At 43.9% G+C, this 14,556-nt stretch carries 17 protein-coding genes and 1 riboswitch; of the genes, 16 read left to right on the forward strand and 1 reads right to left on the reverse strand.

All coding sequences use genetic code 11. The features are described 5' to 3' along the window. Nucleotides 1-56: 56 nt before the first annotated feature. From MKY54_RS00140 to rsmI, 7 genes are all read left to right on the forward strand, one after another. Nucleotides 57-386: a cyclic-di-AMP receptor gene (locus MKY54_RS00140; RefSeq protein ID WP_036678844.1), complete on the forward strand. Its 330-nt coding sequence runs from the start codon at nucleotides 57-59 to the stop codon at nucleotides 384-386. 51 nt (nucleotides 387-437) lie between these two features. Further along, on the forward strand, nucleotides 438-881 hold the full coding sequence (locus tag MKY54_RS00145; RefSeq protein WP_036678842.1) for a YaaR family protein: 444 nt from the start codon (nucleotides 438-440) through the stop codon (nucleotides 879-881). A 17-nt stretch (nucleotides 882-898) separates the two neighbouring features. After that, complete coding sequence (gene holB, locus MKY54_RS00150) at nucleotides 899-1,873, forward strand: DNA polymerase III subunit delta' (RefSeq protein WP_076099912.1); 975 nt, start codon at nucleotides 899-901, stop codon at nucleotides 1,871-1,873. Nucleotides 1,874-2,012: 139 nt separating this feature from the next. Next, entirely contained in the window at nucleotides 2,013-2,813 is an 801-nt protein-coding gene (locus MKY54_RS00155; RefSeq protein WP_036678838.1) for a stage 0 sporulation family protein, read from the forward strand. 30 nt (nucleotides 2,814-2,843) lie between these two features. Continuing rightward, nucleotides 2,844-3,209 carry a DNA replication initiation control protein YabA gene (yabA, locus tag MKY54_RS00160; RefSeq protein WP_036678835.1) on the forward strand — a complete coding sequence of 122 codons (366 nt, stop codon included), beginning with the start codon at nucleotides 2,844-2,846 and terminating at the stop codon, nucleotides 3,207-3,209. A 109-nt stretch (nucleotides 3,210-3,318) separates the two neighbouring features. Next, entirely contained in the window at nucleotides 3,319-4,092 is a 774-nt protein-coding gene (locus tag MKY54_RS00165) for a tRNA1(Val) (adenine(37)-N6)-methyltransferase (RefSeq protein WP_036678833.1), read from the forward strand. Continuing rightward, nucleotides 4,089-5,000 (forward strand): 16S rRNA (cytidine(1402)-2'-O)-methyltransferase, encoded by a 912-nt coding sequence (gene rsmI / locus MKY54_RS00170; RefSeq protein ID WP_339189061.1) that lies wholly within the window; start codon nucleotides 4,089-4,091, stop codon nucleotides 4,998-5,000. Before MKY54_RS00165 ends, rsmI begins: the two co-directional genes overlap by 4 nt. Before the next feature lie 419 nt (nucleotides 5,001-5,419). On the opposite strand, the gene MKY54_RS00175 is transcribed toward rsmI, so the two are convergent. Then, entirely contained in the window at nucleotides 5,420-5,674 is a 255-nt protein-coding gene (locus tag MKY54_RS00175) for an AbrB/MazE/SpoVT family DNA-binding domain-containing protein (RefSeq protein ID WP_036678829.1), read from the reverse strand. Nucleotides 5,675-5,969: 295 nt separating this feature from the next. Between MKY54_RS00175 and MKY54_RS00180 the strand changes: the two genes are divergently transcribed. The 9 genes from MKY54_RS00180 (at nucleotide 5,970) to ispE (ending at nucleotide 14,498) form a co-directional block, all read left to right on the forward strand. Further along, nucleotides 5,970-7,253, forward strand: a complete 1,284-nt coding sequence (locus MKY54_RS00180; protein WP_076282727.1) for an HD domain-containing protein — start codon at nucleotides 5,970-5,972, stop codon at nucleotides 7,251-7,253. 51 nt (nucleotides 7,254-7,304) lie between these two features. Then, on the forward strand, nucleotides 7,305-8,075 hold the full coding sequence (locus MKY54_RS00185) for a TatD family hydrolase (protein ID WP_036678823.1): 771 nt from the start codon (nucleotides 7,305-7,307) through the stop codon (nucleotides 8,073-8,075). Between the two features lie 198 nt (nucleotides 8,076-8,273). Next, nucleotides 8,274-8,503: riboswitch (cyclic di-AMP (ydaO/yuaA leader) on the forward strand. A 285-nt stretch (nucleotides 8,504-8,788) separates the two neighbouring features. After that, on the forward strand, nucleotides 8,789-9,955 hold the full coding sequence (locus MKY54_RS00190; RefSeq protein WP_076105834.1) for a 3D domain-containing protein: 1,167 nt from the start codon (nucleotides 8,789-8,791) through the stop codon (nucleotides 9,953-9,955). Between the two features lie 176 nt (nucleotides 9,956-10,131). Then, entirely contained in the window at nucleotides 10,132-10,683 is a 552-nt protein-coding gene (gene rnmV / locus MKY54_RS00195) for a ribonuclease M5 (RefSeq protein WP_036678817.1), read from the forward strand. Continuing rightward, entirely contained in the window at nucleotides 10,680-11,564 is an 885-nt protein-coding gene (gene rsmA, locus MKY54_RS00200; protein WP_036678815.1) for a 16S rRNA (adenine(1518)-N(6)/adenine(1519)-N(6))-dimethyltransferase RsmA, read from the forward strand. The genes rnmV and rsmA overlap by 4 nt, the downstream gene beginning before the upstream one ends. 164 nt (nucleotides 11,565-11,728) lie before the next feature. Further along, on the forward strand, nucleotides 11,729-12,631 hold the full coding sequence (gene yabG, locus MKY54_RS00205; RefSeq protein WP_036678813.1) for a sporulation peptidase YabG: 903 nt from the start codon (nucleotides 11,729-11,731) through the stop codon (nucleotides 12,629-12,631). A gap of 276 nt (nucleotides 12,632-12,907) precedes the next feature. Continuing rightward, the gene (locus MKY54_RS00210) at nucleotides 12,908-13,183 is read left to right on the forward strand and encodes a Veg family protein (protein WP_019914493.1); all 276 of its coding nucleotides are present in this window, start codon (nucleotides 12,908-12,910) and stop codon (nucleotides 13,181-13,183) included. A 143-nt stretch (nucleotides 13,184-13,326) separates the two neighbouring features. Then, the gene (locus tag MKY54_RS00215; RefSeq protein ID WP_036678812.1) at nucleotides 13,327-13,503 is read left to right on the forward strand and encodes a small, acid-soluble spore protein, alpha/beta type; all 177 of its coding nucleotides are present in this window, start codon (nucleotides 13,327-13,329) and stop codon (nucleotides 13,501-13,503) included. Between the two features lie 140 nt (nucleotides 13,504-13,643). Further along, nucleotides 13,644-14,498, forward strand: a complete 855-nt coding sequence (gene ispE, locus MKY54_RS00220; RefSeq protein ID WP_076194958.1) for a 4-(cytidine 5'-diphospho)-2-C-methyl-D-erythritol kinase — start codon at nucleotides 13,644-13,646, stop codon at nucleotides 14,496-14,498. Nucleotides 14,499-14,556: the final 58 nt, after the last annotated feature.

Genomic DNA, 14,556 nt, shown 5'->3' on the forward strand with positions numbered 1-14,556 from the left:
TAAGAACACATTAAGTAGTAATACTCCATAAAACTTTTTTGGGAGGGAATGCGAAGATGAAGTTGATCATTGCAATTATCCAGGATAAAGACAGTAACCGGTTATCCAGTGAGCTAGTAAAAGCCAATTTCCGTGCTACCAAACTCGCAAGTACAGGTGGATTTCTGCGGGCGGGAAATACGACATTTATGATTGGGGTAGAAGACAGTCAGATCGAAGCTGTATTGAACGTTATCCGTAACAGCTGTAAAGTGCGTGAACAACTAGTCACTCCAGTAACTCCGATGAGTGGCACGACGGATTCCTATTTACCGCTCCCTGTTGAAGTACAGGTCGGTGGCGCTACTGTATTCGTGCTTCCTGTAGATCGTTTCGAACATTATTAAGTATAATATAAATGAGTAAGTCATTTACAAAAAAGGGGCGGTAGATAACCTTTGAAGATCAATCCGGGATATAGGCCCTTAAAGAGTGAGCTTCCAAATGCAGAAGGGGCTAATAAGCCTGTTCAGCAGAAATCGTTCTCTGACGTTTTTCAGCAGCAAGGTGAACAGAAAACCAAAGATGAACTAAACCGCCAGATCAAAGAAATACAGTCACAAGGCGACCGTTTATCTAAGTCTATGACCATTCGTGAACTCACCATTTACCGGATGATGATCAAAAGGTTTCTGGAAGAAACCGCTCGTAGAGGCGTTATACTGAAAGAGACACGTGGATGGGATAGACGTGGGCGGGGTAAGCGTTACAAGCTGCTTGAGGAAATTGATGCGGCTTTGCTATCTATGGCAGACGATCTGCTGAATAGTGAGCAGGGCCGAATAGATCTGTTGGGACGTGTTGGAGAAATTCGTGGGTTGTTAATCAACCTTTCTTTTTAAAGTTTTGGGAGGAAATTATGCCTTTTCATGATATAGTAGGCCAGGAGCATGCTAAACGGCTACTCCAAAATGCCTTGCGCAAGGATGCTGTGAGCCATGCTTATTTATTTACAGGACCAGCAGGCAGTGGACAAATGAAGACGGCGCTGATGTTTGCCCAAGCAATTTTTTGCACGGAAAGCAAGGATGACGCCTGTGGCGAATGTCTAGAGTGCCGAAAGGTTGAGCATGGAAACCATCCTGATTTGTCATTGCTGCAGCCCGACGGTGCAAGCATAAAAATAGACCAGATCCGTGAGCTGCAGCGTGTCTTTTCCTATCGATCTGAGGGTGTGAATCCAAAGGTTTATATTATAGATGGGGCAGACAAAATGACGGTACAAGCTGCCAATAGTTTGTTGAAGTTTCTGGAAGAACCGCCAGCTCCGGCAGTGGGAATCCTAATATCTGATAATAGTCGTTCTTTATTGCCGACGATTCAGTCACGGACTCAGCGGATCCCATTTAGTCCGTTAAATCCGGATATTATGCTTCAAGCGCTAGCAAGTGAGGGTGTGCCGATCCCCTTAGCTCGATGTGCAGTATCACTCAGTTCGGGACTTGATGGTTGCAGGGAACTTTTGGAACAGAATTGGTTTGCAGAAATGAGAAATCTAGTGTTACAATTAGCTAAGGAGTCCTTAAGCAAGGGCAGCTCCACGGTAGCAACTGCCGGGCAGAAGCTGTTCAAGACTGGGCTCGCTGAACATTTGGATATCCTTTTCAGCATGTTCCATCTATGGTTTAAAGATATGCTCTACTTCCTGTACCGCAAGCACGAAAGTATCGTTTTTATAGATCAGTTAGACTTTATTTCCAGGCATGCCCGTGGGCGCAGTGCGGAACAATGGGTGGCTTATATGGGATATGCTGCAGAGAGTACTAAGAAGCTGCGTTCCAATGCCAATGCCCAGTTGTGTCTGGAGCAGTTCTTAATCCGACTGGAAAGTTAAAGGATTAGCAATGATATATCCTCCGGATGTCGCTTTACCTGGAAGTATCGTTTTAACAGACGAGGAAGGACAAGCATGGATCATCAGGGAGCGGACATGCCCATAGGTTCCTTTTACCGGCAAACAAGGGGGTTAATTTTTGTACAGCGTAGTAGGTGTCCGTTTTAAAAAAGCGGGTAAAATATATTATTTTGATCCACTTGATTTTCCGATTGAACGAGATCAATGTGTTATTGTTGAGACAGCACGTGGGGTGGAATACGGTAAGGTTGTCGTAGGCAAAAAAGAGGTGGAGGAGTCCGATGTTGTACTACCCCTCAAAAAAGTGATGCGTATTGCCGGAGAAACCGACGCACGCGTTGTTGAGGAGAACAAAAGCGCCGCTAAGGAGGCTTTTACCACCTGTTTAAATAAAATACGCGACCACGGTCTCAAAATGAAGCTCGTAGATGTAGAGTTTACTTTTGACCGTAATAAGATTATATTTTACTTTACGGCTGAAGGACGCGTTGACTTTAGAGAATTGGTTAAGGATCTGGCAAGTATTTTTCGGACCCGCATTGAGCTTCGGCAAATTGGGGTACGTGATGAAGCTAAGATGCTAGGTGGACTTGGACCTTGTGGACGAGTGCTTTGCTGCTCCTCTTGGTTAGGGGATTTTGAACCCGTATCCATAAAAATGGCCAAGGATCAGAACCTTTCACTTAATCCGACCAAGATTTCCGGACTTTGTGGACGTCTGATGTGTTGTTTGAAATTTGAGCATGACAATTATGAGAGTGTAAAGGAAGAAATGCCAGCGGTCGGCAAGATTGTCGTGACCTCATTGGGGGATGGCAAAGTAGTAGGGATCAATGCCGGAAACCGTACGGTTCATGTACAGTTGTTTGAAGTGGGCAAAGTTAAGGAACTTCCAATGGATGATGTTGTCGTCAAGTAAACCATATAAGGTTACTTTCGGGGTGGAAACTTGGAGAAGAAAAATATATTTGCACACATGCAGGATATGGAAGCGCAGATGGAAACGATGCGCGCCAATCTTGGAGAATGGAAACAGACGGTAAAAGAACTGATGGAAGCTAACCAGAGGTTAACTCTGGAGAATGAACAGCTTCGCAAAATTTTAAAGCGGGATGCACCTTTGGATCCTACCGTAGATTCTGCGGAGGCGGAAGCTCTTTTAGCTACCGGAGAGGGAACAGAAGAGGTTGTCGGGGAAGGTTATGACAACTTGGCTCGACTTTACCACGAAGGCTTTCACATCTGTAATGTTTATTTTGGACATTTACGCACGGAAGGTGACTGTCTGTTCTGTCTTTCTTTTCTTAATAAATGAGGATATCCAGCCGTAGGAGATTAATCCTACGGTTTTTTTTGAATTTTAGCCCATAGGCATATGCCTTTGAAACAAGTTTTTCTCATCAAAACCTTTAGGAGATTATTACATGACGAATTCTTTTAATGATATATCTGTCCCCTTGTTACCGACGGAGCGGGTGGATGATTTACTAACACATGACCTGCGCATTATTCAAAGTGATGAAGTATTTAGTTTTTCTATGGATGCTGTATTGCTTGCTCGTTTCGCCAGTGTTCCGCCACGTGGAAGAGTTCTAGATCTTTGTACGGGAAATGGTGTAATACCGATTTTAATGACTACCCGGACAAAAGCTTCTATAGAAGGCATTGAAATACAACCTCGTTTAGCTGATATGGCTCGTCGTAGCGTGGCTCTAAATGGCCTTCAGGATCAGGTTGTAATTCATGAAGGTGATTTGCGCGAGTTATATACTACCGCAGGACATGGTGTGTATGATGCAATAACGGTGAACCCTCCTTATATGCCGCTTAATGGCAGTGATCTGAAGCTGAACAACCATCAAGCTATGGCTCGCCATGAGATAGGCTGTACACTGGAGGAGGTCATTCAGGCTTGTGTGCGATTGGTTCGGACGGGCGGAAAGGTAAGTATGGTTCATAAACCACAACGGTTGGTTGATATTATCAGTCTTATGAGACAATATAGACTCGAGCCAAAGATTATTCGGTTTGTACATCCACGTGCCCACCTGGAGGCAAATATGGTATTAATCGAAGCCGCACGTGATGGAAAGCCTGAGGTTCGTTTACAACCACCGCTCATCGTATATAATGAGGACAATCAATACTGTCCAGAGATTATGGACATCTACTATGGTGCTAAAGAGGGTAAATCATGAAGATATCATGTCAAAGCAGTTTTCAAAACAAGACTAATACCAGTACTCAGGAGACAATAGGGTCGCTTTTTCTGGTGGCTACACCTATCGGTAATCTGGAGGATATGACCTATCGTGCAGTCCGTACATTGCAGGAATGTGATATTATTGCCGCGGAAGATACGAGACAGACCCGAAAATTACTCAGCCACTTTGAGATTTCACCTTCGATGTTGTTTAGTTATCATGAGCATAATAAGGCCGCCAGTGGACCTGAGCTTGTACGCTATATAATAGAAGGAAAAAATTTGGCACTCGTCAGCGACGCCGGTTTACCAGCGATTTCTGACCCTGGAGCGGATCTTGTAGCCCTTGCTATAAGTCATGGAATTCCGGTGATTCCTATCCCTGGAGCTAACGCAGCGTTGTCAGCTTTGATCGCTTCTGGTCTATCTACGAATACGTTCACCTTTATCGGCTTTCTTCCCCGAGAGCGTAAGGACATCCGAGCAGTATTAAGTCCACTTCGTTCGGCTCAAGGCACTTTGTTGTTCTACGAATCTCCCCATCGCGTAGTTAAGACACTTGCTCATCTTCAAGAAGCATTCGGTAATCGCCAGATTGTGTTGGCACGTGAATTAACGAAAAGATATGAGGAGTTTCTACGCGGTTCGATTGAGGAATGTACACTATGGCTGGCTGAACATCCTCCGCTAGGCGAATATGTTATTGTCGTAGAAGGGGAGAGCAAGGAAGATGCAGAAATCGCAGAATCGGCGTGGTGGCGTCAGTTAAGCATTGAAGATCATGTAGCTCATTACGAAGCACAGGATGTACCACGGAAAGAGGCTATGAAAAAAGCGGCATCAGACCGGGGTGTAGCCAAACGGGATATTTATAATGCGTTGCTTGATAGAGCAGAAGAGTAAGTGTTATAGACGAATTCCTAGAATAACTAAGGATTTTTGGAGCCGTTTCGAGCTTGAGTGATTTATCTGTGGGTTAAATGTATTTTGTACAGTTATTTTTGAATTTTTTTATGTATTTGTTCGTTTAGTTGTACTTCATACAGTTATAAAGGTGGAAAGGATTGATTTCACGGAGATATAGGAAATATAAGTGTACAAAATACAATTAATTCGTTTAATGGTAAAAATCATTTAAAATAACTGTAAGAAATACAACTAAGTATTACTAGTTCCGTCTTGAAGCACATTGCCCTTAGGGAGGGGATAACCAGGAGGGCAAACCCAGACATAAAAAATACCTCCCGCGGTCACGGGAGGTCAAGGAGATATGAAAAGGTTAGAATTAACAATTTGATTAGTTCTATTATATACTATTTAATTTAGTTTGTCACAGGGGTAGGGATGGAAGATATGCATTCATGACAAACTATTTTTCCTTTAAAGTAAGTTACGTTCTCAGCGTTGCCACAGAAAATGCAGGCAGGCTCATACTTTTTAAGCATAATCCGTTCGCCATCAACGTAAATTTCCAGTGCGTCCTTTTCGCCAATGCCAAGTGTACGGCGTAATTCAATAGGAATAACAACCCGTCCAAGTTCGTCTACTTTTCTTACAATTCCTGTTGATTTCATCATAACAATCGTTACTCCTCTCAATGTTCCAAAAACGTCATTATTCGACATTGTTCACTGTTTTATGATACTTATAATACCAACGATTCCCAAATCAGTCAACCTTTTTTCATAGGCTGAATAAGAAAATTTCCATAAGAACTTTGAATGTCCCTATAAAAATTAAGAATTACCCTGAAAGCATTTTGTCGATTTACCAAGACCAAAAATGATACTTTTCGACAAAGTACGACATAATTATTTATTATATACTGATATTAGTTAAAATCATATTAAATTATTAGAAGGAGTTGATCTCATGAAGCAGCCGCTCACGGAAGAAAAAGTTTTCAAGGATCCCGTTCATAATTATATTCACGTACAGGATACGATTATTTGGCGACTAATTAATACAAAAGAATTTCAGCGTTTACGCCGGATTCGCCAGTTAGGTACCTCATATCTCACTTTTCATGGTGCAGAGCATAGTCGTTTTTCTCATTCTTTAGGAGTATATGAAATTACACGCAGAATCATTTCGCAATTTGAGCGCAGCGGGTATAAGGATTGGATTCCTGAAGAAAGTTTGCTTACTTTGTGTGCGGCTTTGCTGCATGATTTAGGGCATGGTCCATTTTCACATTCTATAGAAGAAGCTTTTGAAATGAACCATGAGGATTGGACCTGCCGAATTATTTTGGAGGACACGGAGATCACCGAAATATTGCGTGATGTGGAGGAAGATTTTCCTCGTAAAGTAGCCTCAGTTATCTCTAAGACATATGAGCATGAAATTGTTGTCAATTTGGTTTCCAGTCCGCTGGATGCTGATCGTATGGATTATTTGCTGCGTGATGCGTACTATACAGGTGTAAACTATGGAACCATCGACATTGATCGGATTTTGAGAATGCTTCGTCCTTATAATGGGCGGATTGTAGTAAAAGAATCAGGTATGCATGCCATTGAAGATTATTTAATGTCGCGTTATCAAATGTACTGGCAGGTATATTTTCATCCGGTGACGCGCAGCTCTGAAATTATTTTGCGTCAAATCTTCCGTAGAGCTAAAGAATTGTTCCAAGAGGGGTACAAATTTCGCTTTATGATCGCTCCGCTGGAAGATCTCTTTCGAGGAGAAGTAACAGTGAAACAATATTTAATGCTTGATGAGGCACTGATACAGACTGCTTTTATGCAATGGACACTTGAAGAAGATGAGTTATTAAGCGACTTGTGTACCCGTTTTATTCATCGTAAACTGTATAAATATGTAGAGATCGAGAATTTGGATACAGATATGATTACGGAAATCCGCAGCAGTTTTGCGGGAGCGGGACTTAACCCAGAATATGACTTAGAGATTGATTATCCGACAGATTTGCCTTATGATGTGTTCCGTCCAGGAGCAGCCTTCGACAATAATCAAATTTTACTGCTTGATCGCAATGAGCAATTGCGGGAAATTTCAGAGGTATCGGATATTGTGCGCTCAATAAGCGGAATTCATCGTGGCAGATATCACCTATATTTCCCACAGGATAAGCTGAAAAAAGCCCTTACACGGTTGCCCTCTTCTGTAGCAGAGATTTTTGCAAAATAATACAAATATTTATGGAACTATTGATAAAAACAACAAGGAGTGAGCTTTAAAATGTATCTGTTCGACACACATACACATTTAGATGCGCCTCAATTCGACGAGGATCGCGAGGAAGTTATAGCTCGTGCAGTAGAGGCCGGAGTTAGCAAGATGATCAATATAGGATTTAATCGGGAAACGATCCCTTCAACGATGAAGCTGGCTGAATCTTATGATTATATTTATGCAGCGGTGGGCTGGCATCCACAGGATGCGATTGATATGAAAGAGGGGGACCTCGATTGGATCGCCTCTCTTTGCAGCCATGAGAAAGTGGTGGCCATCGGAGAGATTGGGTTGGATTATTATTGGGATACCTCTCCCAAGGATGTGCAGCAGGAGGTCTTCCGCAAACAAATTGGACTAGCCCGTGAACTAAAAATGCCAATCTGCATACATGACCGTGATGCCCATGAAGATGTCGTACGGATTTTACGGGAGGAAAAAGCAAATGAAATTGGTGGCGTAATGCATTCTTTCTCAGGCAGCTGGGAAACCGCAAAAATGTGTCTAGATCTAGGATTTCATTTGTCATTTGGAGGACCGATCACGTTCAAAAATGCCAGAGTGCCTAAAGAGGTGCTTGCACAGACGCCATTGGACCGATTATTGATCGAAACAGACGCTCCATATTTGACTCCACACCCCTTCCGAGGCAAGCGAAATGAGAGTGCTCATGTGAAGTTAGTAGCAGAGGCTGCGGCTGAAATTAAAGGGTTAACATGGGAAGAATTGGCTAAAATTACGTATGCGAACGCACTGGAACGATTTGGGATTGTCTGAAAACAGGAGTAAAACGGGTGAAAAATAGAGAATGGCCGATATATTAAACTTTTTTAATATAAAAACGGCTGATTATTACAATATTTTAACCATATATTTGCGTAAACGTGGTTGAATCGTCCTTTACAACATGCATCAAAACAGGATATCATCTTTTCAGTGATGTGAGCTGTTGTTATTGTGACAGCCATTGATTCATGGATCGTCTCGCTGAGTCTCCGTATGGAGAACGGGGGAACCAATATTGAACTGCCGCATGCCTGTATCTTGAATACGACTAGGAATTGCCGCAGAACAATATTTGATTTCTTCACGTGGTCTTTGGGGTGAATTTAAGGGCAACCGCCGTGAGCGGGTGACCTGAAATAGGGCGTCTCTCTTTCGTCCGAACCCGACAGCTAACCCCGTAAGCGCAAGTAAGAGAGGCAACCTCGTGCACAAACATTCCCGCGTATTCTGACATCGGAGAAGCCACGAAAGAGTCCTCAAGAGAACTCTTTTTAGGCTTCTTTATTTTTGAATAAACTGAATGTTGCCCGCATACTGTTATATAACAGGTGTGGGAGTAGCTGTGCCGAGCAGGCGATCCATGAGCAGGAGACGCTAAGTTAATACGTGCGTATCCTGTGACAATCTCAAATAGTTTCGTCAAAGAAATTCAGTCCTCATGATATACAAATTGACGACGAGGCTATGTAAGGAGGATGGAGAGAATGGGCTTATTCCAACCAGAGGTATCCCATGATTCGCAGTCATCCAGCAGGTCTTTCGCATTACGGTGGGAGCAAGTAAATACTCGCGTACTTTTACTTGCAGGTGTGATTTCAATCGCAATCGCGCTGTTAATTCTGCTGTACGTACACGGTCAAAGTAATAAACAATTAGTTTTAGTAATAGACGGGCAAACACAGACACTTGAAACGCGAGAAGCACTTCTTGGTGATGTGTTGGAGAAAGAGCAAATTTCGCTGCAGCCGCATGATGAATTATCTTTAGGTCTGAGTGATGAAATAAAAGACGGTGACCGTGTCGTTATCAATCGTGCGCAGAAATTTAGCCTTACTGCGGACGGAGCAACAAAAACGTTATATACGACCGAAGACACTATCGGTCAAGCGATTGACAAACTGGGTATCAACCTAGAAGGCTATGATAAGATTTTTCCTTCGTTAGACACCACCATCTCTGCTGACATGGAGATTAAGATCGTTCGTATCAACAAGCAAACGGTACAGCGAACAACTAACTTACCTTTCCGTGTTATTAAGACAGCAGATCCCTCCCTTACTGTGGGAACAGTTAGAGTGGCACAGGCAGGCAAACCAGGCGTCATGGTTCAGCATATTGAAAAGATCTATCAAGACGGAGAACTGGCCTCTATGCGCATGATCGGCAAGGAAGTACAAACGGTAACAAAAGATAAGATCATTGCCGTTGGTACTAAAGCACTTCCTAAGCCTACTGTAGTTGCTAAAGCTACAACAACTTCCAAATCAAGCACTACCTCCAAAACGACTAAAGTTAGCGCTAAGACTAAGAACGTCACAAGCAAGGCTGGCGTAGACTTTGAGTACAAGAAGATGATTAAGAACGTCTCCATGACAGCTTATTCGTCAGAAGAGCCAGGGATAGGTACTAAAACTGCCTCCGGAACACGCGTAACGGAAGGTCGTACAATTGCAGTAGATCCGAATGTAATTCCTATTGGCTGGTGGGTTTATATCGATGGGCTTGGATTCCGCCGTGCAGAGGATACTGGCGGTGCCATTAAAGGCAATAAAGTGGATGTCTATTATGATTCCCTGAGCCATGCTCGTAATTTCGGCCGTAAATCACGTACCGTTTATGTGATTGGACCTGTGAAACCAGAGCTTAACTAGAACTGAAGCTTTTGCAAAAAATCCTTTGATAAGCTATAGTGATGATAACCGTTAAGGAACGCTGGATGATCATTTCGTTGATCGCAGAGCAACCGCTCATCACTTATACATTCTTTAACCAAAAGAAGAGGAGCGAATCCTCTTCTTTTTGCTTTTTTTGGAAGGAGTCAAGAAATATGATTAAGGAATTAATCGTCGTTGAAGGCAAAAGCGATACCGTAGCCATTAAGCGTGCTGTAGAAGCGGATACCATTGAGACAGGCGGCTCTGCTGTAAACCGGACTGTAATTGCTAAGATCGCGCTTGCTATGGAACGTAGAGGGGTTATTATTCTTACGGACCCGGACCATGCTGGGGAGCGAATTCGTAAAATCGTTTCAGCGAAGGTGCCGGGCTGCAAGCATGCTTTTATTCCAGAGAAGGACGCAACTCGAAAAGGGGATATCGGTGTAGAGAATGCATCGCCAGAGGCGATTCGTCATGCGCTGCGTAATGTACATACCTCTTTTGAAGGAGCACCTGCTTTGATTGGTATTGATGATCTTATGGCCGCTGGAATGCTTGTACACCCTCGGGCTGCTGAAAGACGTATGGCACTTGGTAATTTGCTTGGAATCGGATATTGTAACGGCAAACAGCTGTACAAGCGGCTGGCGATGTTTGGGATTACGCGGGAGGAATTTGCCGGGGCTCTCGCCCAAATTGATCAGGGAGGCATTACTTCATGAGTGGTAGAGAGGAAATTTCGACTCCAAAACGGACCAAAGAGATTATTCAACGTTATGGATTCAAGTTCAAGAAAAGCCTGGGACAGAATTTTTTGATTGATCAGAATATTTTGGACAAGATTGTAGACGCTGCTGGACTAGATAGCGATTCTGGGGCGCTGGAGATCGGGCCGGGAATTGGAGCGCTGACGGAGCGTCTGGCACTAACAGCGGGTGCTGTAACTGCCGTAGAGATTGACCGTAGACTGATTCCAATATTAAAAGACGTACTTTCCCCCTATCCCCATGTTAAGGTTCGTAACGATGATGTCCTCAATGTGAACTTGCAGGAAATGTTCAAGGAAGATTTCACCACTGTGAACAAGGTCAGTGTGGTTGCTAACCTGCCTTATTATGTGACTACTCCGATTCTGATGAAGCTGCTCGAAGAGAAGCTTCCCCTTGATAACATCGTTGTAATGATTCAGAAGGAGGTTGCGGAGCGTATGGCTGCATCTCCAGGTGGAAAGGAATACGGAAGTCTTAGCATTGCCGTGCAGTACTACAGCGAGCCTGAGCTCGTCTGTATCGTGCCACGTACGGTATTCATCCCTCAACCTAATGTGGAGTCTGCTGTTATCCGTCTGAAGGTTAGAGAGCATCCTCCGGTAAAGGTGGAGAGTGAGAAGCATTTCTTTGAAGTGGTTCACGCTTCTTTCACACAGCGCCGCAAGACGATTGCTAACAATCTGAAGGCTCGTTACTTCCCTGAACAAGGACGTGAGCAGCTGGAGGCTTTACTCGCAGAAGCGGGTATTGAACCGACCCGTCGCGGAGAAACACTCAGTCTTGAAGAATACGCCCGCTTAAGCGGTGTTTTGCTAGCCGCTGGAATTGAATAAGCAATAGGAAACGGTTGTTGTCTTAAGGACGACAACCGTTTCTCGTAGAAATATAAGGATGTTATTCTGGTGGAGCATTATACATTCTTATATTTTAAAAATATGTTGAGTTATGAACCAACTGAGGCCTTTGCCCATACGATGGGGTAGAGGTGGTGGTTGTAATGAATTTAGGAGACTTGGTCGTTCGCAAATCTTATGGCGGTGATTTAACATTTCGTGTAGATAATATTGTGCAGGATAGAGCCGTCATTAAAGGCACAGATTTCCGCCTGTTGGCGGATTCTCCTCTGGATGACCTGGTTCAAGTGCCTCCTACCCGAATAACGGAACGGGGACAGCAAGCACAGATCAAAGCGAAGGAATCACTGACACAGCTGCGGAAGGACCGTCAGGAGCAAAGTCAGCGGAGCGGGGGAACCCTAACAGAGGGGACATGGGCTCCACCGTCCAAGGAAGCTCCTTATTTTGAAGTGCCAGGTAAAGTACTGCATCTGGATGGCGATCCGGCATATTTGAATAAGAGCCTTAGCTTATACGAGCAGCTGCGGATTCCCGCTGAAGGGCATCATGTTCATGAATCTGCAATGGCTGATACGTTATACCGGCTGTTGCCCCGTGTACGCCCAGATATTGTAGTGATCACTGGTCATGATGGGGTACTGAAGCAACAGCATACTTACGATCTGTATAGTCTGAATAGCTATAAAAATTCGCAAAACTTTATAGCTGCTATTAGGGTAGCTAGGGAGTATGAGCGGAATTTTGATGCGTTGACTATTGTTGCCGGTGCTTGTCAATCTCATTTCGAGGCCTTACTTGGAGCTGGAGCTAATTTTGCCAGTTCACCTGGTCGAATTTTGATCCATGCTCTGGATCCCGTGTATGTAGCAGCAAAATCATCCTTTACTTCCATCAGGGATACTGTAAATCTTAGCGATGTTCTGAATAATACCATCAGCGGTAATCAGGGTATTGGTGGTGTTGAGACCCGTGGCAGCTTCCGCATCGGAATGCCGCGACTGCAGAATCTGTCGGCGCTAAAAGTGACACCATCAGCCATTTAAGCGGCAGAGATAGGTCTATGGTGTCAGGAATATAGGTAATTTGAATGGGTTGAATAGAATATCCGAAAGAAAGGGTGAGCGCTGAGCTTAACCCTTTCTTTTTTTCTTTGTAATGCCTATATTACAGATAACAAGGATATTAGTCCGGCGCTGATTTCTCGCAAAAAAATTCCGTTGACAACGAAATATGCATCAACTATAATTAATTATTTATTTGCTTTGACATTGTCCTGAAAAAGTTGTATAATGGACAAGAAAAGAGGTGGTCGTCAGGTAATGGCTAATAACGCGCTGTTGGAAATCAAACGCAGTCTTGAAGCTCACGTCGGTCATAAGATCACATTGCGTGCAAACGGAGGTCGTCGTAAAACCGTTGAACGCACAGGTGTCCTGGAAGAAACGTACCCTTCTGTATTTATTGTCAAACTGGATCAGGAGCAGCAAACTTTTAAGCGAGTCTCCTATAGCTATGCCGATATACTTACTGAATCTGTGGAAATCACAGTTTGTGAAGACGATGGGCAGATGCGGATTATGTATATTAAAGCTTAATGTTTCACGAACAGTCTCCCTTGGAGGCTGTTTTTTGTTTACGTTTTTTGGGACAAATATTTGGTGCATGATCCGTGTGCTAAGCAAGCATACTAATTGGGCAACGGGTTAATCATTTATTTTCATAAGGGAGGAATTCCGTAATGAGCCGCAGAAAACGAGGCATGATGTCGGAGGAACTGAAGACAGAGTTAGCCAAGGAGCTGGGTTTTTATGAAACCGTGGAACGTGAGGGCTGGGGTGGAATTACAACTCAAGACGCTGGCAACATGGTGAAAAAAGCGATACAGCTTGCTGAACAGGCTGCGCGGAAATCTTAAATTTTAGGCTATAAAGTGAATATTACTGAAAAAGGGTGCGTCTAAATGGCGACACCCTTTTATTATTGGACTTCATTAGAAGTTTCTCATATAATATGTTAAGTTGTTTTTACGGGAAAAGCTGAAGGTGGGTGAACGCCTTGAAAATGTATGAAAAGGCACCAGCTAAAATTAATTTGATGCTGGATGTGCTGCACAAACGTGCTGACGGTTTTCATGAGGTGGAAATGATTATGACCATGGTAGATTTAGCAGACCGCTTAGAGCTGTCTGAGCTGCCAAGGGATACTATTATAATATCAAGTCAGGCTGGTTATATTCCCCTGGACGAGAAAAATTTAGCTTTCCAGGCGGCAAGGCTTATTAAAGACCGTTATAACGTGAAGAATGGGGTACATATCCATCTGGATAAAAGAATTCCGGTTGCGGCTGGCCTGGCTGGCGGCAGCAGTGATGCCGCAGCTACGCTACGCGGTCTAAACCGTCTGTGGCGTCTGGGTATTCCTGCGCAGGAGCTACAGGAGCTTGGCGCTGAGCTGGGTTCTGATGTACCTTTCTGCGTCACAGGCGGCACAGCCTTGGCTACAGGACGAGGCGAAAAGCTGACACCAATCAATAACCCGCCACAATGCTGGGTTGTGTTGGCGAAACCACCGATCAATGTATCGACTGCAGAAGTGTATGGACGCGTTCGGAGCAATAATATAGCGGTTCATCCTTCTGCTCGAAAGATGCAGCAAGCGATAGAAGCTGGAGACTTTGGGGGCGTGTGCAACCATCTGGGCAACGTGCTTGAGGATGTTACCCTAAAGCTGCATCCAGAGGTTCAGCAGCTCAAGGAAGCGATGATAAAGCTTGGAGCAGATGGCGTACTGATGTCAGGCAGCGGACCTACCGTATTCGGGTTAGTGTCCAAGCAGTCTAAAGTAGCAAGGATTTACAACGGACTGCGAGGGTTCTGCAAGGAAGTCTACGCAGTGAGATCACTGAATTAGTCTGCTTCTCTTGTGTAAACCCGTACAAAAGTGATATATTTTTCTAAAATATTCGGTT

The sequence above is a fragment of the Paenibacillus sp. FSL P2-0121 genome (assembly GCF_037975345.1).
In the GTDB taxonomy this organism is placed as follows: domain Bacteria; phylum Bacillota; class Bacilli; order Paenibacillales; family Paenibacillaceae; genus Paenibacillus_AQ; species Paenibacillus_AQ odorifer.

Coding starts and splice junctions, on each gene's coding strand:
- MKY54_RS00140 (WP_036678844.1), top strand. CDS start 57: ATGAAGTTGATCATTGCAATTATCCAGGATAAAGACAGTAACCGGTTA.
- holB (WP_076099912.1), top strand. CDS start 899: ATGCCTTTTCATGATATAGTAGGCCAGGAGCATGCTAAACGGCTACTC.
- MKY54_RS00165 (WP_036678833.1), top strand. CDS start 3,319: ATGACGAATTCTTTTAATGATATATCTGTCCCCTTGTTACCGACGGAG.
- rsmI (WP_339189061.1), top strand. CDS start 4,089: ATGAAGATATCATGTCAAAGCAGTTTTCAAAACAAGACTAATACCAGT.
- MKY54_RS00175 (WP_036678829.1), bottom strand. CDS start 5,674: ATGATGAAATCAACAGGAATTGTAAGAAAAGTAGACGAACTTGGACGG.
- MKY54_RS00180 (WP_076282727.1), top strand. CDS start 5,970: ATGAAGCAGCCGCTCACGGAAGAAAAAGTTTTCAAGGATCCCGTTCAT.
- MKY54_RS00185 (WP_036678823.1), top strand. CDS start 7,305: ATGTATCTGTTCGACACACATACACATTTAGATGCGCCTCAATTCGAC.
- MKY54_RS00190 (WP_076105834.1), top strand. CDS start 8,789: ATGGGCTTATTCCAACCAGAGGTATCCCATGATTCGCAGTCATCCAGC.
- rnmV (WP_036678817.1), top strand. CDS start 10,132: ATGATTAAGGAATTAATCGTCGTTGAAGGCAAAAGCGATACCGTAGCC.
- rsmA (WP_036678815.1), top strand. CDS start 10,680: ATGAGTGGTAGAGAGGAAATTTCGACTCCAAAACGGACCAAAGAGATT.
- yabG (WP_036678813.1), top strand. CDS start 11,729: ATGAATTTAGGAGACTTGGTCGTTCGCAAATCTTATGGCGGTGATTTA.
- MKY54_RS00210 (WP_019914493.1), top strand. CDS start 12,908: ATGGCTAATAACGCGCTGTTGGAAATCAAACGCAGTCTTGAAGCTCAC.
- MKY54_RS00215 (WP_036678812.1), top strand. CDS start 13,327: ATGAGCCGCAGAAAACGAGGCATGATGTCGGAGGAACTGAAGACAGAG.